The sequence below is a fragment of the Novosphingobium sp. ZW T3_23 genome, assembly GCF_044987305.1.
GTDB lineage: Bacteria > Pseudomonadota > Alphaproteobacteria > Sphingomonadales > Sphingomonadaceae > Novosphingobium.
The window spans coordinates 1-18,929 of sequence record NZ_JBJDRF010000015.1; the positions used below are offsets into that span (position 1 = coordinate 1).

General features: G+C 64.7%; 19 protein-coding genes and 1 tRNA gene. 8 read left to right on the forward strand and 12 right to left on the reverse strand.

The genetic code is table 11. The features are described from left to right. Positions 1 to 71: 71 nt before the first annotated feature. The 4 genes from ACI3K3_RS10300 to efp form a co-directional block, all read right to left on the reverse strand. Positions 72 to 155 (reverse strand) — tRNA-Leu (locus tag ACI3K3_RS10300). A 94-nt stretch (positions 156 to 249) separates the two neighbouring features. Next, positions 250 to 1,065 carry an inositol monophosphatase family protein gene (locus ACI3K3_RS10305; protein WP_404913495.1) on the reverse strand — a complete coding sequence of 272 codons (816 nt, stop codon included), beginning with the start codon at positions 1,063 to 1,065 and terminating at the stop codon, positions 250 to 252. Positions 1,066 to 1,108: 43 nt separating this feature from the next. Next, a complete protein-coding gene (locus ACI3K3_RS10310) occupies positions 1,109 to 1,585 on the reverse strand; it encodes a hypothetical protein (protein ID WP_404913496.1) in 477 nt (158 codons plus the stop codon). Beyond that, positions 1,585 to 2,148: an elongation factor P gene (gene efp / locus ACI3K3_RS10315; RefSeq protein ID WP_021235003.1), complete on the reverse strand. Its 564-nt coding sequence runs from the start codon at positions 2,146 to 2,148 to the stop codon at positions 1,585 to 1,587. Before efp ends, ACI3K3_RS10310 begins: the two co-directional genes overlap by 1 nt. Before the next feature lie 109 nt (positions 2,149 to 2,257). Between efp and ACI3K3_RS10320 the strand changes: the two genes are divergently transcribed. Genes ACI3K3_RS10320 through ACI3K3_RS10330 form a run of 3 tightly spaced genes read left to right on the forward strand, consistent with a single transcriptional unit; the run spans position 2,258 to position 4,149 of the window. Next, a complete protein-coding gene (locus ACI3K3_RS10320) occupies positions 2,258 to 2,710 on the forward strand; it encodes a hypothetical protein (protein WP_404913497.1) in 453 nt (150 codons plus the stop codon). A 57-nt stretch (positions 2,711 to 2,767) separates the two neighbouring features. Beyond that, positions 2,768 to 3,592, forward strand: coding sequence for an SDR family NAD(P)-dependent oxidoreductase (locus tag ACI3K3_RS10325; protein ID WP_404913498.1), 825 nt, complete (start codon positions 2,768 to 2,770; stop codon positions 3,590 to 3,592). Positions 3,593 to 3,624: 32 nt separating this feature from the next. Beyond that, complete coding sequence (locus ACI3K3_RS10330; RefSeq protein ID WP_404913499.1) at positions 3,625 to 4,149, forward strand: nuclear transport factor 2 family protein; 525 nt, start codon at positions 3,625 to 3,627, stop codon at positions 4,147 to 4,149. Between the two features lie 224 nt (positions 4,150 to 4,373). Here the strand turns inward: ACI3K3_RS10330 and ACI3K3_RS10335 are convergent, their stop codons facing one another. From ACI3K3_RS10335 to ACI3K3_RS10355, 5 genes are all read right to left on the reverse strand, one after another. After that, positions 4,374 to 5,177: an SDR family NAD(P)-dependent oxidoreductase gene (locus ACI3K3_RS10335; RefSeq protein WP_404913501.1), complete on the reverse strand. Its 804-nt coding sequence runs from the start codon at positions 5,175 to 5,177 to the stop codon at positions 4,374 to 4,376. A 107-nt stretch (positions 5,178 to 5,284) separates the two neighbouring features. Beyond that, positions 5,285 to 6,205, reverse strand: a complete 921-nt coding sequence (locus ACI3K3_RS10340; RefSeq protein ID WP_404913502.1) for an acyl-CoA dehydrogenase family protein — start codon at positions 6,203 to 6,205, stop codon at positions 5,285 to 5,287. Continuing rightward, on the reverse strand, positions 6,205 to 7,350 hold the full coding sequence (locus ACI3K3_RS10345) for an acyl-CoA dehydrogenase family protein (RefSeq protein ID WP_404913503.1): 1,146 nt from the start codon (positions 7,348 to 7,350) through the stop codon (positions 6,205 to 6,207). The genes ACI3K3_RS10340 and ACI3K3_RS10345 overlap by 1 nt, the downstream gene beginning before the upstream one ends. 130 nt (positions 7,351 to 7,480) lie before the next feature. Further along, positions 7,481 to 8,254: an SDR family NAD(P)-dependent oxidoreductase gene (locus tag ACI3K3_RS10350; protein WP_404913504.1), complete on the reverse strand. Its 774-nt coding sequence runs from the start codon at positions 8,252 to 8,254 to the stop codon at positions 7,481 to 7,483. Beyond that, the gene (locus ACI3K3_RS10355; protein WP_404913505.1) at positions 8,239 to 10,017 is read right to left on the reverse strand and encodes an FAD-dependent oxidoreductase; all 1,779 of its coding nucleotides are present in this window, start codon (positions 10,015 to 10,017) and stop codon (positions 8,239 to 8,241) included. The genes ACI3K3_RS10350 and ACI3K3_RS10355 overlap by 16 nt, the downstream gene beginning before the upstream one ends. A 180-nt stretch (positions 10,018 to 10,197) precedes the next feature. Here ACI3K3_RS10355 and ACI3K3_RS10360 point away from each other — a divergent pair, with 180 nt between their 5' ends. The 4 genes from ACI3K3_RS10360 to ACI3K3_RS10375 all read left to right on the forward strand — a co-directional run bounded on the left by ACI3K3_RS10360 (position 10,198) and on the right by ACI3K3_RS10375 (position 13,797). After that, the gene (locus ACI3K3_RS10360) at positions 10,198 to 10,512 is read left to right on the forward strand and encodes a Rieske (2Fe-2S) protein (RefSeq protein ID WP_404913583.1); all 315 of its coding nucleotides are present in this window, start codon (positions 10,198 to 10,200) and stop codon (positions 10,510 to 10,512) included. An 83-nt stretch (positions 10,513 to 10,595) separates the two neighbouring features. Further along, positions 10,596 to 11,777, forward strand: a complete 1,182-nt coding sequence (locus tag ACI3K3_RS10365; RefSeq protein ID WP_404913506.1) for an acyl-CoA dehydrogenase family protein — start codon at positions 10,596 to 10,598, stop codon at positions 11,775 to 11,777. After that, complete coding sequence (locus ACI3K3_RS10370; protein WP_404913507.1) at positions 11,774 to 12,775, forward strand: acyl-CoA dehydrogenase family protein; 1,002 nt, start codon at positions 11,774 to 11,776, stop codon at positions 12,773 to 12,775. The genes ACI3K3_RS10365 and ACI3K3_RS10370 overlap by 4 nt, the downstream gene beginning before the upstream one ends. Before the next feature lie 77 nt (positions 12,776 to 12,852). Continuing rightward, the gene (locus ACI3K3_RS10375) at positions 12,853 to 13,797 is read left to right on the forward strand and encodes a cation diffusion facilitator family transporter (protein WP_404913508.1); all 945 of its coding nucleotides are present in this window, start codon (positions 12,853 to 12,855) and stop codon (positions 13,795 to 13,797) included. Positions 13,798 to 13,876: 79 nt separating this feature from the next. On the opposite strand, the gene ACI3K3_RS10380 is transcribed toward ACI3K3_RS10375, so the two are convergent. The 3 genes from ACI3K3_RS10380 to ACI3K3_RS10390 all read right to left on the reverse strand — a co-directional run bounded on the left by ACI3K3_RS10380 (position 13,877) and on the right by ACI3K3_RS10390 (position 17,703). Further along, complete coding sequence (locus tag ACI3K3_RS10380; protein WP_404913509.1) at positions 13,877 to 14,899, reverse strand: alpha-ketoacid dehydrogenase subunit beta; 1,023 nt, start codon at positions 14,897 to 14,899, stop codon at positions 13,877 to 13,879. Then, complete coding sequence (locus ACI3K3_RS10385; RefSeq protein ID WP_404913510.1) at positions 14,896 to 15,894, reverse strand: thiamine pyrophosphate-dependent dehydrogenase E1 component subunit alpha; 999 nt, start codon at positions 15,892 to 15,894, stop codon at positions 14,896 to 14,898. Before ACI3K3_RS10385 ends, ACI3K3_RS10380 begins: the two co-directional genes overlap by 4 nt. Before the next feature lie 78 nt (positions 15,895 to 15,972). Beyond that, on the reverse strand, positions 15,973 to 17,703 hold the full coding sequence (locus ACI3K3_RS10390) for a class I adenylate-forming enzyme family protein (RefSeq protein ID WP_404913511.1): 1,731 nt from the start codon (positions 17,701 to 17,703) through the stop codon (positions 15,973 to 15,975). A 217-nt stretch (positions 17,704 to 17,920) separates the two neighbouring features. Between ACI3K3_RS10390 and ACI3K3_RS10395 the strand changes: the two genes are divergently transcribed. Further along, positions 17,921 to 18,925 (forward strand): NAD(P)-dependent alcohol dehydrogenase, encoded by a 1,005-nt coding sequence (locus ACI3K3_RS10395; RefSeq protein WP_404913512.1) that lies wholly within the window; start codon positions 17,921 to 17,923, stop codon positions 18,923 to 18,925. The last annotated feature ends 4 nt before the right edge of the window (positions 18,926 to 18,929 follow it).

The window sequence follows — 18,929 nt, forward strand, 5'->3', positions numbered from 1 at the left end:
CGCCATCGCCTTGCACAAATCACACAGCAAAAAGCCGCGAACCCTTGGTGGGTTCGCGGCTTTTTGCTGTGTGGTGCCCCTGGCCCGACTCGAACGGGCACGCCTTTCGACAAACGATTTTGAGTCGTTCGCGTCTACCATTCCGCCACAGGGGCACGATCACGTGCTACCGGTGATCCCTCGAAGACTATCGGGAGACAACCGGCATCGGCGCGGCTGGCTTTAGCCGCGCCTTGGCTTTGGCTCAAGTCACTTGAGCGCGTTTGCCAACAACTTGTGGAGACGCGAGTGCAGCGCGTCGTTGCCCGCAAGGATCTGATCGTCATGGTAAGGCAGCGAGCGGCCCTTCCAGTCCGATACGAAACCGCCGGCCTCACGCACCAGCAGGCAGCCCGCGGCCGTGTCCCACGGCTTGAGGTCGGCTTCCCAGAAGCCTTCGTAGCGGCCGGCAGCGACCCAGGCGAGGTCGAGCGCAGCCGAGCCGAAGCGACGGATTCCGGCGACCTGCGGGGCCAGCGCGTGGTAGATCTTGGTCCATTCGCCCGCGTCGCCATGACCGGCGAAGGGGATCCCGGTTGCAATCACGCTTTCGTCGAGATGGCGGCGCGACGATACGCGCAGGCGCTTGTCCTGCAACCAGGCGCCGCGGCTCTTCTCGGCCCAATAGCTCTCGTCGGTGACGGGATTGTAGATCAGACCGGCCGTGATTTCGCCCCAGCCCTTCCCGTCCAGGCGCGGTTCCTGCACGGCGATGGAGATCGCGAAGTGCGGGATGCCGTGGAGGAAGTTGGTCGTGCCGTCCAGCGGATCGACGATGAAGCGCGGCTTGTCGGGATCGCCTTCGATCTCGCCGGCCTCCTCGAACAGGTAGCCCCATTCAGGACGGGCTGCGCGCAATTCGTCCCAGATGGTGCGTTCCGAGGCCTGGTCCGCCTTGGAGACGAAATCCGCCGGTCCCTTGCGCGAGACCTGGAGGTGCTCGATTTCGCCGAAATCGCGGCGCAGGCGGCTACCCGCCTTGCGGGCGGCCTTTTCCATGACGCGAATGAGACCGGAGATGGCCATAAAACTTACCTTGTCCTTCAAGTACCGGCCTCGGCCGGTCTGGTTATCGGCCCTGCGGCGCGGGTTGTTGGGTTGCTGCACCAGTGGAGGTGGAGGCGGCAGCAGTGGGCTTATAGCCGCAGATCGCCACCATCGCGCTCAGCATTTCGCTGGGGTTCTCACGGTGGATCTTGCCGGGATTCTCGGCGATCACCTTGTCCATCGATTCGCTGATCTTCTCGAGCGAATTGTTGTAGATGCAGCCGACCAGGGCGCCCTTCGCGGGAGGATCCACCTTGTCGGACTGCAAACCGCTGATCAGCACTTTCAGGTAGAGCATGGCCCGCTCCACTTCCGGAGAAGGGGCATGTGTACCTGCGGGAGCCGCAGCCCCCGTTTTAGCCGGGGCAGCTGCGGCCTTTGCCGCCGATTGCCGGGGCGCCTTCTTCGACGCGGCGGCCTGAGCCGGAGCGGCCGAGCCTAATGCCAGGGGCCCTGCCACCAGGGCAGCCGCGGCGAAGAACGACGCCAGAACCCGCATCAGTCGGCCTTCTTCACGTAGGTCTTCTCATAGACGTCCACGACGATGCGCGTACCGCTTTCGATATGCGGCGGCACCATCACGCGCACGCCGTTGTCGAGCACGGCCGGCTTGTAGCTGGAGGAAGCGGTCTGGCCCTTAACGACGGCGTCGGCTTCGACGATCGTGGCTTCGACCTGTTCCGGCAACTGCACCGAGATCGGACGCTCTTCCCAGAGTTCCAGAAGAACCTGCATGCCGTCCTGAAGGAAGGCCGCGGCATCGCCCAGAAGGTCGGCGGGGAGCTGGATCTGCTCGTAGGTCTCGATGTCCATGAACACCAGCTGGTCGCCTTCGACGTAAAGGAACTGGAAGTCCTTGGTGTCGAGGCGGACCTTTTCGACGGTGTCGGCGCTGCGGAAGCGGACGTTGGTCTTGCGGCCGTCGATGAGGTTCTTCATCTCGACCTGCATGAAGGCGCCGCCCTTGCCCGGCTGGGTGTGCTGCGTCTTGGCAACCTTCCAGATGCCCTTTTCGTATTCAAGGATATTGCCGGGACGAATGTCGACGCCGCTGATCTTCATGGACTGAACCTTAAGATGGGAAAGAGCCGGTATTACCGAAAGCATGGGCCCTTAGCCGAGGAGACTGCCTGTGGCAATTGCTTCGCGCCGATGCTAGCGGTCAGAAATGATGCGTGCCCCTCGTAAAGCCCCGTTCGTCGCCCCGTTGATCGCCGTGCTTGCCGCCGCCTGCCTCGGATCGCCTGGCCTGGCGGCCCGTCCGGCGCCGCCGCCGGTACCGGGCGGGCCCATCGGCACCCTGGAGCTCGGCCTGTATAGATGTGAGCGCGACGGTACCGCGGGCGGTCCTGTCGGCATCCGGCTGCCGCAGTACGATTTTCGTGCCGTCACCGGCTCCAACTACAAGACGCCGGACGGCGTGCGCGGCAGCTATCTGATGACCGGCGACCGGGTGATCATGACCGGCGGCAAGCTGAAGGGCATGAAGATGCACCGCACCTCGAAAGGCTTCCTGCGCCACGTGGACGCGGACGGAGCGGATAACGACATCCGCTGCGTGCTGTCTCGCGCCGGAGGCGGTCCGCTGGATCCCAACGGCAACGTCAACGAACCGGAAACCTGATCGCTGCGGCGGTTTGCCCGTTCCGCCGATCCGTCCTAGTCCCCAAGGGAATAGCGGTTGGGTGAGGCGAACGGCGAGATGGAGTTGGACCTTTCCGGCAAACTGGTGGTCGTCACCGGTGCCACGGCCAACATCGGCCGCGCTATCGCCCTGGAATTCGCGAAGGAGGGCGCCGATCTGGTCCTCGTCGGCCGCGACGAAGAGGCGGGCGCAGCGCTCGTGCGCGAATCTCTCTCAAGCGGGGCCGGCCGCGCGGAGTTCGTGGCCGCCGACATGCTCGATCCCGCATCGCCTGCCAGGATCCGTGATCGCGCCGGACAGATCGGCAGCATCGACGTTCTCGTCAACAACGTCGGCGGCAATGTCGACCAGGGGCTTTTCGCCGATTCCGATCCCGACAAGTGGATGGCCGATATTGACCTGAACTTCGGCACGGTCCTGCGCATGACCTACGCCGTATTGCCCGCAATGATCGCGCGCGGATCGGGAGCCATCGTCAACGTGGGCTCCACCGCGGCACTGGTCGGCGATTACATGCTGCCGGTCTATTCGGCCGCCAAGGGAGCGGTCCACAGTTTCACGGTGGTGCTCGCCAAGGAGCTTGGCCAGCACGGCATTCGCGTCAATGCCATAGCGCCTTATGCAACGATCGCGCGCGATCCGGCGGCCTTCAGCAAGGGCAGCCGCTTTCACCCCGATTCCGGCCTGTTCAATCAGGGCCCTTCCGATGAAGATCGGGCGCTGCGCCAGCGCCGCACCTTCGTGGGTCGTCCGTTCGCGGTCCCGGACGAAATGGCCGGGATGGTCGCGTTCCTCGCAAGCGGACGAGCAAGCTTCATCACCGGGCAAGTCTATCCGATCGATGGCGGGGCCCTGCTCTGATCGACGGCGGCGCCCTGCCCCAGGAGAACACAATGATCGACCAGAACGCCGTGCAAGCCCTGCTGGACAAGGATGCGATCCGCGATCTTGTGCTGCTCTATTCACGCGCGATCGACCGGCAGGATATCGAACTGCTGCGCGACCTCTATACCGACGACGCGACCGATACCCATGGTGACAGCTTCGAGGGCAATGCAGCGGATTACTGCGAATTCATCGCGGGCGCCTTCCCCCACATGCCCTACAGCGGCCACCACGTCTGCAACCACCTGATCGCGGTCGACGGGGATGAGGCCGGCGGCGAAGTCTATGCCCTGGCCTGGCACCTCGTTCCCGGCCGTGACGGAGGGCGGCAAGAAGACTTCATGGCGGTGCGCTACATCGACAATTATCGCCGGTGCCCGGACGGCAAGTGGCGCTTTTCCAAGCGTGTCGTCACTTACGATTTCAAGCTGCGACGGCCTTTCGACGGTGGCGGACTGCTGGGCCAGGGGGCAACGGATCCGAGCTATGCCATCAATGAGAACGCCCTGTTCGCGCGAGGTCGTCGCACCTGACACGATGCCTGGCTCTTTTCGCGCCGCTCCGTAGCCTTTTATGGCGGCACGGGCTCGGCCAGGAGCCCGTGCTAGGGTGTGTGGGGATTCAGTCTAGGTGGAGCCGAGAAGTGTGATTTCCGAGCATTGGAGCGCAGCGGACTTTCGGTCCGTGAGCACCGAAGCGCAGGAAATCGCGCTTCGCAGGCCCGCCTGGGCTGAATCCCCACACACCCTAGAGCGGTTCACATCGAAGGCGCGTAACCGCCATTGAGCGGATAGGTCTGCCCCGTGATCCATTCCGCCGCATTGGAGCAGAGAAATGTCACCAATCCGGCGACATCGCTGGACTTGCCGTAGCGGCGAATGGTGTAGCGCGACATCATCGTCTTGGCATGGTCGCTCTGCATGACCTCGGCGAGCTGCTCTTCGGGCATGTCCGGCATGAGTGCCGAGAGTGAGACGGCGTTGCAGGTGGCATTATAGCGCCCGAGTTCCTTCGCGATCGAACGGACGAAACCTTGCGCACCCGCCTTGGCCGAGGCGTAGACGGCTAGTTTCGGCTCGCCGATGCGGCCGGAATCGGAGACGATGGTGACGATGCGCCCCCGGCGCGCCTCGACCATGTTGGGAATGAAGGCGTAACAGCAGTTGTAGACGCCGTAGAGATTGGTGCGCAGGTAGCGCTCCCAGTTCGCCGGGTCTTCTTCCCAGAAGGTTTGGCTGGGGCGGATCGACGCGTTGGGGCCGGCCATGCCCGCATTGTTCACCAGAATGGTCGCGGGGCCCAACTGCGCGCTTATGGCGGCATTGGCGGCGCGGATGGCATCGAGGTCTCCCACGTCGAACGGCACCGCGAGGGCGGGAACCCCCAGGGCGCGCACTTCCTCGGCCACGGCCTCCGCCCGTTCGGCAACGAAGTCGTTGACGGCAATGCCGCCCGTGTTGTGACGTGCCAGTTCCAGCGCCGTGGCACGTCCGGCATTCTGGCCGGCACCGGTCACGATTGCGACTTGCCCGCCCAGATCGATGAAATCGCGTGCTTCCATGGCTTCCTCTTCCCGTTGTTATTGCCGGGGAACTCTACAGCGCAGCCGCAGAGGCGCGACGGGCAGATGCGCGATATCGCGGCGACGGTGCCCTCATCGCCGTGTGGTTAAGCACCCCAAAGCGCGTCGGCCGCAGCGAGGCCCTGGGCCCCTCGCCCGCCAAGTTCCGAAGTCAGCAGCTTGAGGCGGTACGTCCACAAATGCAGCGGATGTTCCAGCGTCATGCCCATGCCCCCCAGGAACTGGTGATAGTCGTAGCAGACGCGCTTGGCCGCCTCCTGCGCGTGAAGCAGCGCCATGGCCGCATCGGCGTGACTGCCGCTCGCCGCCGCCCGCATCGCCAGCCAATACGCGGTATTCGTCACCACCTGCGCCTCGGCAAGACGGTGGCGCATGGCCTGGAAGGTAGCGAGCGGGCGCCCGAACTGCTTGCGTTCCGAGACGTAGGTAACGACGCTCGCCAGCGCCGCACCCAACAGTCCCGCCGCTTCGGCGGCCACGGCCACCCGCCATGCACGAAGCACTTCGCCGGGATCGACATCGTGCTGCACCAGCTCTTCCGGCAAGCCGGTGAGGAAGGCCACCGGATAGGCGTAGAGAGTATCGTCCTGCGCGGGAGCGATCATGTCGCTCCCTGCCGTGAAGCTGCGCACGCCCGACGCCCCCACCACGACCACTGTTGCGCCCGGACGCAGGAAGCGCAGCGGCTGGGCCGTCCGCCCTTCCTCGATCAGGCAAAGCGGGCGCGGCAGTTCGGGATCGACCAACGGGCGCACCAGCGCCGAAGCCGCCGCCTCGACCGCGAAAGGCAGCCGGGCGAGCTTCTCCACCACCAGCGCCGCCGTTACCGCGCCGAGTTCCTCCACCGCCATGACATCGAGGAAGCCGTTTTCCACCAGCGCCGCATCGAGTTCCGCACTCTCCAGTGCCAGCCCGGCGTCGTGCAGCGGCGCGGAAGCGAATGGCCGCGCAAGGGCTTCGACGAAATCCAGGACCTGGGTCTGGTCCTCATTGAGGGCAAGCTGCATCAGCGCGGCTCCCGAGGCAGTTCCAGCACGTCGCTGGCGATGATGTTGAGCTGGATCTCGGCCGATCCGGCGGCGATTCCCGCAACGATGCCGCGTTGATGGTGCATCTTGAGGTAGGGCGACCGTCCGGCAAGCGCTTCCGGCAGGAACTCCACCACGAATTCGCAGACGGCGCGTTCCGCCATGACGGTGGCATAGCGGGCGGAACTGGACTCGGCGCCGATGGCCAGCCCGTCCGCACGCCTCTGGACCACGGCATAGTTGGCCGTGCCCGCCGCCTCGCAAAGCGCAGCACAGCGCGCCGCCTCGATGCGAACATGCTCGCGGGCGAAATCGCCCCGGTCCTGAAGTATCGCCACTGCCCGGTCCAGCGCGGCACGGGCGAGCGTGAAGCGCGGAATGCCCAGCCGTTCGTTGCGCAGCGAGTAGGCGACGATTTCCCAGGCCTGGCCTTCCTCTCCGAAACGCGCTGCTTCGGGCACCGTCACGTCGTCGAAGAATACTTCGTGAATGTCGCCCTCGCCGATGAGCGAGGGTATCTGGCGAACGGTGATGCCCGGCGTATCCATGGGCACGAGGATGATCGTGATGCCCTTCTTGCGATCGTCGCTGGTGCGGGTCAGCAGGAAGCAGGTGTCGGCAAGGCCGGCATAGGAGGTCCAGATCTTCTGGCCGTTGATGACGTATCGGCCATCCTTCAGCACCGCGCGGGTGCGCAGGCTGGCAAGGTCGGACCCGGCGTCGGGTTCCGAAAAACCCTGGCACCAGAGCGATTCCCCGCGCGTGATCGGCTCAAGATATTGGGCCTTCTGCTCGTCCGTGCCGTACTTTTCCAGCGTCGGACCGATCCAGTTGACGTTCATGTACTGACCGCCGCGCGGCTCTCCGGCAATCCACATCTCTTCGGACAGGATCTGCTGCTCCCACGGGCCTAGCCCTTCGCCGCCCATTTCCGCTGGCCAGTGCGGAAACAGCAGGCCCGCTTCCGCCAGCTTCACGCAGAATGTGCGCGCGAAGGCGGTGAGTGCGGGTGAGGCAGGTCCATGTTCGGAGAACTTCTCCCAGTCCTGCGGCAGGTTCGCATGGAGGAAATCCCGGATCTTGAGCCGGAACGCATCCTGTTCCTCGGTCCATTCGAACTGCATGGCATCCTTCGTCGCTGCTGGCCTTCGGCGTTACCGAGCGGGATCGGCGCTCACAAGCAGAGGACCAACGCCCGGGCGAAAACCGCCCCGGCGCCTCGTGGCGGCCAGAGATTCCATGGTCAGGAAGGGCTTATTGCCGCACCGCCCCTACAGCCACCGGCGAGACATAGCGCGTGGTTGAAATGCCGCCGTCCACCGCGATGGTCTGGCCGTTCACGAAGCCCGCATCGTCGGAAGCTAGAAAGGCGGCCATGTTGCCGATATCCGCCGCCGTGCAATCGCGCTGCAGGGGCGTGAGTTCGTGATTGGTGCGGCGGAAGAAATCCAGATCCCAGAACGCGGTCGTCATCTCGGTGCGCACGACCGACGGCGCAATGTAGTTCGAGCGAATGCCGCGGGGGCCATATTCGGCGGCCAGCGTCTGCATCAGGCCGATCTGCCCGGCCTTGACGGCGGAATAGGCGCCGCCGCCCGGTGTGCCGTAAAGCCCCCAGGTCGAGCCGATGAAAAGGATCGATCCGCCCTCACCCATGGTCCCCAATGCCTCTCGGCTGAGCCGGAACGGCGCGCGGAGGGAAATGTCCAGCACCTCGTCGAGCATGACGTCGGTCGTCTGGTCCACCGGCCCGAAGTTGAAGGAACCGGCGTTGTTGACCAGCACGTCCAAGCGCCCGAACCGCTCGATCGCGGCCTCTACGATCGCGCGCGGCGCCGTGTCGGCGGTGGCGTCGATGGCGATGAAGGCGAACTCCATGGCCCCCGCCAATCCCTCTTCGAGCGCCCGGAGCTTGTCCGCGTTACGGCCGGTGCCCAGCACTTTCACGCCCTTCGCCCCCAGGGCACGCACGACGGCCTCGCCGATCCCGCCTGCCGCGCCGCTGACGATCGCTACTTTACCGTGCATGCCGCGCCCCTTGCGTCTTCATGGTCCGAACCGATGCGCGCGTTTCCGGCGCGTTCGGCAATGTCGTTGGCTGCAACGAAACCGAAGGTCATGGCCGGTCCGATGGTGGCGCCTGCGCCGGGATAGCTGTCTCCGAAAGGCGTCGCCGCATTGTTGCCGGCTGCATAGAGACCCGCGATCGGCGCCCCCGCCCCGTCGAGCACCCTGGCCCGCTCATCACACCTGAGCCCACCTTTCGTGCCAAGATCGCCGTTATTGATCGGAACGGCATAGAAGGGAGGCTTGTCGATCGGCCCGAGGTTGGGGTTGGGAGTGGAAGACGGGTCTCCGAACATCCGGTCGTAAGGGTTCATGCCGCGCCCGAACTCCGGATCGATGCCGCTGCGGGCATAATCGTTCATCGCGGCGATCGTCTGGCGTACCGTGTCGGTCGGCAAATGCGTCCTGGCGCAAAGTTCCTCGATCGTATCGGCCCGGAACACGTAATGATCCCACCAGTCGGAGGGAACCTTGTGTTCGGGCGTATGGACCGTCGGCATCAGGCCGCCCGCGCTGAATTTCCTGCGAAATTTGGCATCGAAGATCAGCCAGCAGGGACAGTTGGCATCGGTCGTCAACTGGTCCTGGACCATCGCCTGGCCGAACTGGTCGTACCCGCAGGCCTCGTCCACGAACCGGCGCCCCAGGCGATTGACCACCACGCTCCACGGACGGCCGACGTCGAAGGCAGCCTGGTGGATCTCATGGAAATTCGATGCGCCTTTCATCGGCAAGGTCATCGTCGGGATCCACCAGCCCTGCGCGGTGTGCTCGATGGAGGCGCCGATCGCTTCGGCCGCGATCAGCGCCTCCCCGCGATTGCCGTCCTCGGGCGTGGAGGAGTGTCGCGTCAGTCCCGGCACCGGGTAGAAGCGGTCCCGCAGGGCCTGGTTCCACTCGAAACCGCCCGCCGCCAGGACAACGCCTCGCCTCGCCTGAACCTCGTATCTGCGACCGAAGTTTGAGAGTTCCACCCCGGCGATGCTTCCGGCCCCATCCACCTGCAACCGCTCCAGCTTCGTCTCCAGCCGCAGTTCGACATCACGCATGAACAGTTGCTGGAACATCGCGCCCATGAGGGCCGCGCCCTGGGTAAAGCGCCTGTCCCGGTGCGATACCTTGCGCGTCGAGCGGTCGGCCCAGTACCGGCCGATCATCTTGCCCGCCACCACGCGCCAGCCTCGGGACTGCATCATCAGCGCAAAGGTCTCGGTCAGGTCCATCGCGTAGCGGCCGAACAGCTTGAAGCGGTTGTATTGCTCTCGCATCAGCGCATAGCGGCCATCGCCCAGTCGTCGCCCGTCGAAAGTCGGCACGATGATCGAACGATCGGCCCGCGCGCCTGGCCGATCGGGAAAATAGTCCGGCCAGGCCGCCGCCATCACCGGAACCCCGGTGGACCGGAGAAAGCGCAACATCCGCGGCGCCTCGTCCACGAACGCTTCCAGCCGCCGGCGATCCACCGGCACTCCAATCACGGAATCGAGATATTCCAGGGCCGATTCCCGACTGTCACCCTTGTCCCCCTCCAGCCGGTGATCGGGTATCCACATGACCCCGCCCGACGTGGCCGAAGTCCCGCCGAATTTGTGCGCCTTGTCCACGATCAGCACCTTCATGCCCAGGTCGGCACAGCGTAGCGCGGCCATCGCGCCGGCCGATCCCGATCCCACTACCACCACATCGAAGCTTTCGCCGTCCTGGACACTGCTACCGGCTGCCAACCCCCGTCTCCCGAAGCACATGGTTTTCATGCGTCTTATCGCGTCGGCGGCTTGCCCGCGAAATGACCGCCACGGTACAGCGTCTTGCTTGGCCCTGCTCGCGACCAGCCTGCCCTTGCGTCCGGAGCGCGCGGCACGCAGCCCCGCGAAACAGGACCGCCAGAGAAAGCCGGGATGATGATGACCGAAAAGACCTTCGTTGCCGCCGCCAGACTCGAAGACGTGCCGCCCGGCACCAAGATCGTGGTCGAAGTGAACGGGATCAGCATGCTCATTTGCAACACGCTCGATCGCATCTTCGCCGTGCGCAACTTGTGCAGTCATGCCTACGAGACACTCGAATGCGGACGGATGCGCAACGGCTGGATCTCGTGTCCCGTGCACGGCGCCCGGTTCGACCTGGAAACCGGCGCGCCGATCAACCCGCCAGCAACGATGGCCATCGACACGTATGAGGTGCGGATCAGCGGGGAGACCATAGAAGTCGCCGTTTAATTCGGATCGAAGGCGGACCGATATCGCCGAGGCGACCTGGCCCCGTCTGGACGCCTCCACGGCCGGGCGGCAAGGACTAAGCCATGACCAACGAAGCCGATCTCGAAGTCCTGCGAGGCGAAGTTCGCTCCTTTCTCGAAGCCGAAGCGCCATCCGGCTGGCGCGATGCCAGCCGCACGCAGGACGATTTCGTCCGCACCCAGCGGGACTGGTTCGGCAAGCTCGTGCGCGCGGGCTATGCGATCCCGCACTGGCCTGCCGACTATCCGGGCGGGGGCCGCAGCCTGGCCGAACAGAAAGTGATCTACGAGGAACTGGCCCACGCCGATTGCCCGCGCCTGCTGCTTTCCTTCGTCTCCACCTATCATGCTTTCGCCACTTTGCACGAATGCGGCGATGCCGAGCAGAAGGCACGCTACCTGCCCAGAATTCTTGAGGGGGAAACCTGGTGCCAGGGCTTCTCCGAGCCGGGAGCGGGATCGGATCTTGCCGCCATCAAGACGCGGGCCGAACGGAAGGGCGACGTCTACGTCGTCAACGGCCAGAAGGTCTGGTCGACCATGGCCCAGTTCGCGGACAAATGCCTGCTGCTGGCACGCACGTCGTCCGATGGCGTGAAGCAGGCAGGCATTACCTATCTGCTGATGGACATGAAGACCCCCGGCGTTACCGTCCGGCCGATCCACCAGATTCAGGGCGATGAGGAATTCGCCGAAATCTTCCTCGATAATGTCGAGATCCCCGTCTCCGAACGCGTGGGCGAGGAAGGCAAGGGATGGGCCGTGGCGCAGGCCACGCTCGCCTCCGAACGCGGCCTGACGCTTATGGAACTGTCCTACCGGATGCGCGGCGCGCTGCACCGCGTCGCCAGCCTGATCCGCGACCATGGCCATGACGACGATCGCGGAATCCTGCGCGATTTCGGCGCTCTGGTCACGCAAGTGGACGCCGTCTGCGCGATAGCCGACCAGTTCCTCGACAATCGCATAAACGGCATCGAGCGTATCGGAGACGCCTCCATCGTCAAGAACGCCTATAGCCGCGCCTTGCGGGCCTATTCCGCATTCGGTTTGCGGCTGGGCGGCATGGAAGAGCAATACATGGCGCCGATCACCTTCGGAGATCTCAATACCGGCAACTGGATGGCCGATTTCATGAACTCCTATGCCTGGACGATCGCCGGCGGCAGCGAGGAAGTGCAGCGCAACATCATCGCCGAACGCATGCTGGACATGCCGCGCGAGCCGAAGGGGTGGGTGCTGTGATCGAACTCAACGAACTCACCGCCGCCGCGCAGAAGGCTTTTCCAGCCGACGCGCTTTCGCCCGCGCGCGATGAAAGCTGGCTGCTCGCCGCCGAAATGGGCTGGCTGATGGTGCGCCTGCCCGAAGACGACGGCGGCCTTGGCCTCACACGGGAAGCCTCTACTACGCTGCACCTCGAAATGGGCCGCGTGCTTTCACCGATGCCGCTGATCCCCGCGCAACTCGGCCTTCAAGCGCTTGCCGCCGCCGCAGACTTTGCCGAACGCGCGGTCTGGCTGGAGCGGTTGGCGGGCGGCGATTACGCGCCGCTGCCGATGCTCTGCTCCCGGGTCACGCAAGGTTCCGACGGGGCCGTTTCAGGCACGATATCCGGGGTCTTCGAAGCGGATATGGCGGTTGCCGTGGTGGCGCAGCTTCCCGGCGGCTATGCGCTTGTGCCGCTTGACGCCCCCGGCGTCTCGATCGTCGAACGCCCTGTCTGGGATCCCGGTCGCCGCCTCTTCGACGTCGAACTGGACGGCTTTGTGCCCTCCATGATGCTGACCGACGCAGTCGGCGCCTCGATCCTGCACGATAGACTTTCCGGCGAGGCGCAACTCGCCCTTGCCGCAGACTGCATCGGAGCGGCCGGTGCAGCACTGGACATGACCATCGAATACATGAAGGTCCGCCGTCAGTTCGATCGCCCCATCGCCCTGTTCCAGGCCCTGAAGCACCGCGCCGCCGACATGAAGACGCGCATCGTCGTGGCCGAGGCCCTGCTGTGGAAACGGGTGCGGGACGAAAATGCAAGCGTGACCGAACTTGCCGCCGCCAAGGTTCTCGCCGCGGAAGCCTTCCGTTTCGTGACGGAGGAAATGGTCCAGCTTCACGGCGGCATCGGCTTGACCGACGAGCATCCGTGCCACCGGTTCCTGAAAAGGGCGCTGCTGAACCAGCAACTCTGCGGCAATGCCGATCTCTGGAACGAGCGCGTGGGACGCGAAGCTCTCGCCTGAAACGCGCCGGGCTTGCGCAACCTGGGAGGGGCGGCGACAGTTGGGGTTCTTCGAAGTCCCCGAGGAGCCGTCCCGAGATGAGCGAGCCCAATAGCGTAACCGCCCACGTCAAAGCGAATATCGTTCTCTATGGCGCGCTCGTCGCCAATCTCGGCATTGCCGTCGCCAAGTTCGTGGCGGCGGGGATCAGTGGCTCGTCCTCGATGCTTACCGAAGGCGTCCACTCGCTGGTGGACAGCGGCAATCAGGTGCTGCTGCTCTACGGCCAGAAACGCGCCAGCCGCAAGCCGGACCCGACGCACCCCTTCGGCTATGGGCGCGAGCTTTATTTCTGGGCTTTCGTGGTCGCCATCCTGATTTTCGCGATCGGGGCCGGCGTGTCGATCTACGAAGGCTTCGTCCACATTCAACAGCCGCAGGCGATCGCGGACCCCACGCTCAACTATATCGTTCTGGGCGTTGCCTTCCTGATGGAAGGCGCCTCATGGGCCATCGCCGTGCGCGAATTCGATCGCAGTCGCGGCGAGCAGACGTGGTGGCAGGCGATCCACCGCAGCAAGGATCCGCCAGGCTTCATCGTGCTTTTCGAGGACAGCGCCGCACTGATCGGCCTGGTGATTGCCGCCGTCGGCGTCTGGGCCTCGATCCACTTCGCGGACCCGCGCATCGACGGCGTCGCCTCGGTGCTGATCGGCTGCGTCCTGGCGGGCGTCGCCGTGCTGCTGGCCCGCGAATCCAAGGAACTCCTGATCGGCGAGGCGGCCGACCCGGTGCTCATCGCCCGCATTCGAGACATGCTGGATAGGCACCCGCGCATCGATGCGGTGAACCACATTCGCACCATCCACACGAGCCCGCAGGCGATCTTCGTCGCCATCAGCGCCGATTTCGACGACAACCTGAGGATGGGCGACGCCGAAACGCTGATCGAGGAACTGGAAGGCCGGATGAAGGCCCTCTCCCCCTGGATCACCTCGATCTACATTCGCCCCGAAAAGCGGGCCGATGCAATGGTCTGGTGAATGACGCAAGAAGGCCTCCGTATCGCTACGGAGGCCTTCAAGACCGCATGGCTCGGGTCGATCCCGAACCTGCGGGAATTCAACCCATCGCGACGAGCCGCTGCGCCTCGGCAATGATCTCCGGCGGCTGCACGAGGAAGGCGTCTTCCAGCTTCTTCGCGAAGGGCACCGAGCAGTAAGGCGCGCCAAGGCGGCCTACCGGGGCCTTCAGCTTGCCGAACAGGTGCTCCTGCGCGGTAGCAGCGATTTCCGCACCGGGTCCGAAGTTGCGACCGGCCTCGTGAACCACCAGCAGACGCCCGGTCTTCTCGGCCGAAGTCAGGACGGTTTCCTTGTCCCACGGCGAGATCGTACGAAGATCGATGACCTCCACCGAAACACCCGCCTTGGTGAGTTCCTCATAGGCCTGCATGACGGTGAACATCATCTGGCCATAGGACACGATAGTGATGTCACTGCCCGGCGCGACGACGTTCGCCTTGCCAAGCGGGATCGGGCCCTGGTTTACCGGCACGTCCATCGGCACGAACAGGGTCTTGCCGCTTTCGACGATGATCACCGGATCCGGATCCTGGATGGCCGAAAGGTAGAGGCCCTTGAAGTCCGCCGGGGTCCAGGGGATCACCACCTTGATGCCGGCGGTGTGGCAGAACCATGCCTCATAGAAGTCGGCGTGCTGGCCGGCAGTCTGATTGCCCGCGCCGGTCAGGGTGCGGATCACCATCGGTACCTGGCTCTGCCCGCCCGACATGAAACGCAGCTTGGCCGCATGGTTGACGATCATGTCCATGGCGACGGTCGTGAAGTTCATCAGCATGATCTCGGCCACGGGCTTGTAGCCACCCATGGCCGCGCCGATGGCCGCGCCGATGATCGCCTGTTCGGAAATCGGCGTGGAGCGCACGCGCATCGTGCCGAACTTGGTCGAGAGCCCGCGCGTAACGCCGACGACGCCGCCGCCCTCGTTGTCCGCGATGTCCTCGCCAAGGACCAGAACCTTGGGATCGGCCTCCATCGCTTCCATAAGTGCAGCGTTGATCGCCTGAAGGCCGTTCATCTTCACGGTCTCGACGACCGGTGCATCAAGAGTGTCGGTGCTCATGCCGGAATCTCCTCGGCAAAGACGTCGCGGCGCAGTTCGTCGTCGGACGGGTATTCGCAGGCCATCGCGAACTCGATGGCATCGTTCACCTCTTCCTCGATCCTGACGGTCAGCGCGTCGAGTTCGGCAGCGGTGGCAACCCCATCGTCGATCAGCTTCTGGCGGAACTTCGGCAGCGGATCGTCCGCCATGGCTGCCGCCTTCTCTTCCTTGGTCATGTAGCCGTCGTTGTCTCCGAAGACATGGCCCATGAAACGGAAGGTCTTGCATTCCAGCAGGGTCGGCCCCTCGCCCGCCCGCGCACGCTCGATGGCGGCATAGGCGTGGGCGTAGACGTCCAGCGGGTCGTTGCCGTCCACCGTGTAGCCCGGCATTCCGTAGCCGATCGCCCGCTTGGAAATCTGGTCCACCGAAGTGCCGTTCTCGTAGCGAGTATGCTCGGCGAAGCCGTTGTTCTGGCAGACGAAGATCACCGGCAGCTTCCACACCGAAGCCAGGTTCAGCGCTTCATGAAACGCACCGATGTTGCTGGCGCCGTCACCGAAATAGGCGACCGTCACCTGCTTGGTCCCGTCGAGCAGGGCCGCCCACCCGAAGCCGTTCGCGATCGGCATCGACGATCCGACGATGCCCGTGGTGACCATCACGCCCGTTTCCGGGTGAGTGAGGTGCATCGGGCCGCCCTTGCCCTTGCAGGTGCCGTCAACGCGGCCGCAGATTTCGGCCCAGAGCGGCCGCAGCGGCATGTCCTTGGCCACCATGTCGTGAATGCCGCGATAGATCGTGCAGATCTTGTCGTCGTCGTTCAGCAGCACCGATATGGATGAGGGAATGCATTCCTGCCCCCGCGCCGAGTAATAGGGCGCGGTGATGCGGCCTCGGCGGATCTGCGTGCGGGTGGCGTCGTCATTCCGTTCGATCCGGATCATCCGGCGATAGATGTCGAGCTGCGTCTTGGCATCCGGGGATGCTCGGTTCTCCAGTGTCTGGCTCATGTGTCCTCTCTCGAACAGCCTCTCCCGCGCATGCGTACAGTGCGGGCTGAACTCAAGTTCAGTACCCCAAGGCCACCTTCACGCAAGAGGAGGGCGGACCGCCTCGGCGGTATCCGCAGCCAGCCGGGCCACTGCCAGAGCGCGAACTTCGCTTGACTTCACCTTTTCGTTGCCGGTCACGGCGTAGTCCTCCTCGCGAAAGAACAGCACCCGGCGAGGAATCTTGAAACTGGCGATCTCTGCCTTGCAGCGTGCGACCACGGTGGCCTCGTCAAGCTTTGCCCCATCGATCGGGACGATGCAGGCGACCACCATCTCTCCCAGCAGATCGTCCGGCACGCCCACCGTCTGCGTGCGCTTCACCCCCGGAATTCGGGCGATGACCTCATCCACCTCGACCGGAGCGACGTTGGCACCGCCGGTCTTGATCATCTCGGTCATGCGCCCCTCCCAGAAGAAGCGCCCTTCCGCATCGACCCGGCCGGCATCGCCCGTACGGAAGAAACCCTCCTCGTCGAAGCATTCCTCCGGCCCCTTGCCCAGGTAGCCCGACATCAGCGTCGGCCCCTTGATGCACATCTCCCCGACCGTTCCGACCGGCACCACGCGCCGCGATATCGGCTCGACGATCTTTAGGACGTTCCCCGGCAAAGGCGCTCCGAACGATCCTTCGAAACCGCCTTGCGGATCATCCGCGACGAAGGACGTGCAGATCGTCATGGTCTCCGTACAACCATAGGACATCGGCACTTCCCAATCTGTCGCAACGCTGGGATGCTGCCGGACCAGTTCTCCGCGCGGCACATACCTCACGCTGGAAAGGTCGGCCCCCGACCACCGCCCGGAAGCCTGGAGCCGCGCCCATTGATGCGGCCGCCCGTTGAGAAAAGTGACGCGTTCCCGTTCGATCAGGTCCAGCGCCTCGTCCGCATCGAACAGGCGTTGCAGGATCACGGCCCCGCCCGTCGAGAAAGCCGCGCCCACGACCATGGAAACGTTGCCCGACCAGAAGAACCCGTTCCCGGTCCAGCTGCGCACCGGCTCATGCATGGCGAAAAGACGCGGCCAGCGCCACCACTGCACGGCGATGGCGCGCTGCGAATGGACGATGCCCTTGGGCAGACTGGTGGTGCCTGACGAGAAGAAGATGCCACCGCTATCCGCCGGATGGATGCCCTCACTCCGCGCCAGTACCAGTTCCGGTGGGATGGCCGAACCGCGGGAGAGAAACCTTTCCCATGTCTCCACCGCGCCGCTCTCCTCGCCTGCGGGTTGCGCGTCCCGGTCGGTAACATCGCCAAGCGAGACCAGTCCTCTGAGATAGGGAAAATGCCTGGACGCAAGGGAACCGGCGCGTCCTTGCACGATCGCCGGATCGATTTCGGCGAGCATGGCGCCGAAATCCTTCTTGAGCACCTGCCGCTCGAACAGCAACGTGGAGACCTGCGAGGCGCCCAGCAGATGATCCAGCTCCGATGGCGTCGAGAAAGTGCTGAGCGCAACGGGCACGCCGCCTGCGAGGGCCGTGCCGAACAGGCTGGAAAGAAACTCCGGCCGATTGGTCATCAATATGCCGACGCGTTCGCCTTTGGCCGTTCCACAGCCCACGAGCGCGCGGGCGACGGCCATCGCGCGTTCCATCAGATCGTCGTAACTCCAGGAGATCCGGCACGCGCCCTGCCGCAGCACCACCGCCTCGCGCGGGCCGTATCGTGCCACGACTTCGCGCAGATAGCCGGCGATGGTCTGCGCGCCTTGCCCGGGCTCTTCGTCAAGCCGGGGACCGAAGACGATCGAGGGGGCGGTCATGGGCGGCCTTTCTCCATGGTTCTGGTCCCGGACTTGCGCGGCTATTCTCGACACCGGCCTAGCAGCGCCGGTTGCGCGCCGAAACACATGGCTCCCCGCTTTGGCGCGACAGTCACGCCCGCTCGCCTATGGAGGCAAAGCCATCGCCCCGGCGAGCCGGGCCATGGGTGCGAAGCCCGTGGCAAGGCGATAGAATTTTCCGAAACAGGAGACAGCCATGAGCTACATGAAGCAGGCAACGATCCGCACGGGTCACGGCATCGACACTATCGCCATCGGCAAAGTCCCTGTTCCCCAACCCGGGCCCGGCGAGGCGCTCGTGCAATTGACGGCGGCGTCGCTCAACTACCGCGACATCATCGTCGCCCTCGGCCTAATTCCCGGCCTGGGAAAGGAGCCGGACGTCGTGCCGCTCTCCTGCGCGGCGGGTGAAGTCGTCGCCGTGGGGCCTGGTGTCGTGCGCGTGGCAGAGGGAGCACGGGTGACGCCGATCTTCGCGCCGTTCTGGCTGAGCGGCGCGAAACCCGATCCGCGCATGTTGGGCGGCCCTATCGACGGCGTGGCGCGCCAGTTCATCGTCTGCGATGCCGAAAGCCTGGCGCTGCTTCCGGATGAACTGAGCGACCTGGAAGGCGCGACGCTGCCATGCGCGGGCCTCACCGCATGGTCGGCGCTCACCGCCTTCCGGCCGACCGGGGCCGAGGACTGGATACTGGCGCACGGCACCGGCGGCGTGGCCATCGCGGCCCTTCAGCTGGCCAAGGCCATGGGCGCGAAAGTGGCGGTGACGTCTTCCTCCGATGCCAAGCTGGCGCGGGCCCACTCGCTGGGCGCCGACCTCTGCATCAATTACCGCACGACGCCCGACTGGGCTGGAGAACTACGCAAGGCCCTGGGCGATCGGCCGATCGCCAACGTGATCGACACGGTCGGCGCAAGCCAGTTCGACGACAATGCCGCGCTGCTCACGGAAGGCGGGCAGTTGTCCGGCATCGGCATGCTCGGTTCCGAATTCAGCTGGACGCACGGCTCACCGGATGTGAAGCTGGCCCCGATCAGCGTCGGAAATCGCGAGCAACACGAAGCGATGACGGCGTTCATCGTGCGACATCGCATCCGCCCGGTCGTGGACGTCGTTTACGATCTCGATCGTCTGGCGGATGCCTATCGACATCTCGCCAGCGGTCGCTTCTTCGGCAAGATCGGCGTCAACCTGCTCTGAGCGG

What these genes read in the sequence shown, in the direction of transcription:
- ACI3K3_RS10305 (WP_404913495.1), bottom strand. Translation starts at nt 1,065, where the DNA reads ATGGCCATCTCCGGTCTCATTCGCGTCATGGAAAAGGCCGCCCGCAAG.
- ACI3K3_RS10310 (WP_404913496.1), bottom strand. Translation starts at nt 1,585, where the DNA reads ATGCGGGTTCTGGCGTCGTTCTTCGCCGCGGCTGCCCTGGTGGCAGGG.
- efp (WP_021235003.1), bottom strand. Translation starts at nt 2,148, where the DNA reads ATGAAGATCAGCGGCGTCGACATTCGTCCCGGCAATATCCTTGAATAC.
- ACI3K3_RS10320 (WP_404913497.1), top strand. Translation starts at nt 2,258, where the DNA reads ATGCGTGCCCCTCGTAAAGCCCCGTTCGTCGCCCCGTTGATCGCCGTG.
- ACI3K3_RS10330 (WP_404913499.1), top strand. Translation starts at nt 3,625, where the DNA reads ATGATCGACCAGAACGCCGTGCAAGCCCTGCTGGACAAGGATGCGATC.
- ACI3K3_RS10335 (WP_404913501.1), bottom strand. Translation starts at nt 5,177, where the DNA reads ATGGAAGCACGCGATTTCATCGATCTGGGCGGGCAAGTCGCAATCGTG.
- ACI3K3_RS10340 (WP_404913502.1), bottom strand. Translation starts at nt 6,205, where the DNA reads ATGCAGCTTGCCCTCAATGAGGACCAGACCCAGGTCCTGGATTTCGTC.
- ACI3K3_RS10345 (WP_404913503.1), bottom strand. Translation starts at nt 7,350, where the DNA reads ATGCAGTTCGAATGGACCGAGGAACAGGATGCGTTCCGGCTCAAGATC.
- ACI3K3_RS10350 (WP_404913504.1), bottom strand. Translation starts at nt 8,254, where the DNA reads ATGCACGGTAAAGTAGCGATCGTCAGCGGCGCGGCAGGCGGGATCGGC.
- ACI3K3_RS10360 (WP_404913583.1), top strand. Translation starts at nt 10,198, where the DNA reads ATGACCGAAAAGACCTTCGTTGCCGCCGCCAGACTCGAAGACGTGCCG.
- ACI3K3_RS10365 (WP_404913506.1), top strand. Translation starts at nt 10,596, where the DNA reads ATGACCAACGAAGCCGATCTCGAAGTCCTGCGAGGCGAAGTTCGCTCC.
- ACI3K3_RS10375 (WP_404913508.1), top strand. Translation starts at nt 12,853, where the DNA reads ATGAGCGAGCCCAATAGCGTAACCGCCCACGTCAAAGCGAATATCGTT.
- ACI3K3_RS10380 (WP_404913509.1), bottom strand. Translation starts at nt 14,899, where the DNA reads ATGAGCACCGACACTCTTGATGCACCGGTCGTCGAGACCGTGAAGATG.
- ACI3K3_RS10385 (WP_404913510.1), bottom strand. Translation starts at nt 15,894, where the DNA reads ATGAGCCAGACACTGGAGAACCGAGCATCCCCGGATGCCAAGACGCAG.
- ACI3K3_RS10390 (WP_404913511.1), bottom strand. Translation starts at nt 17,703, where the DNA reads ATGACCGCCCCCTCGATCGTCTTCGGTCCCCGGCTTGACGAAGAGCCC.
- ACI3K3_RS10395 (WP_404913512.1), top strand. Translation starts at nt 17,921, where the DNA reads ATGAGCTACATGAAGCAGGCAACGATCCGCACGGGTCACGGCATCGAC.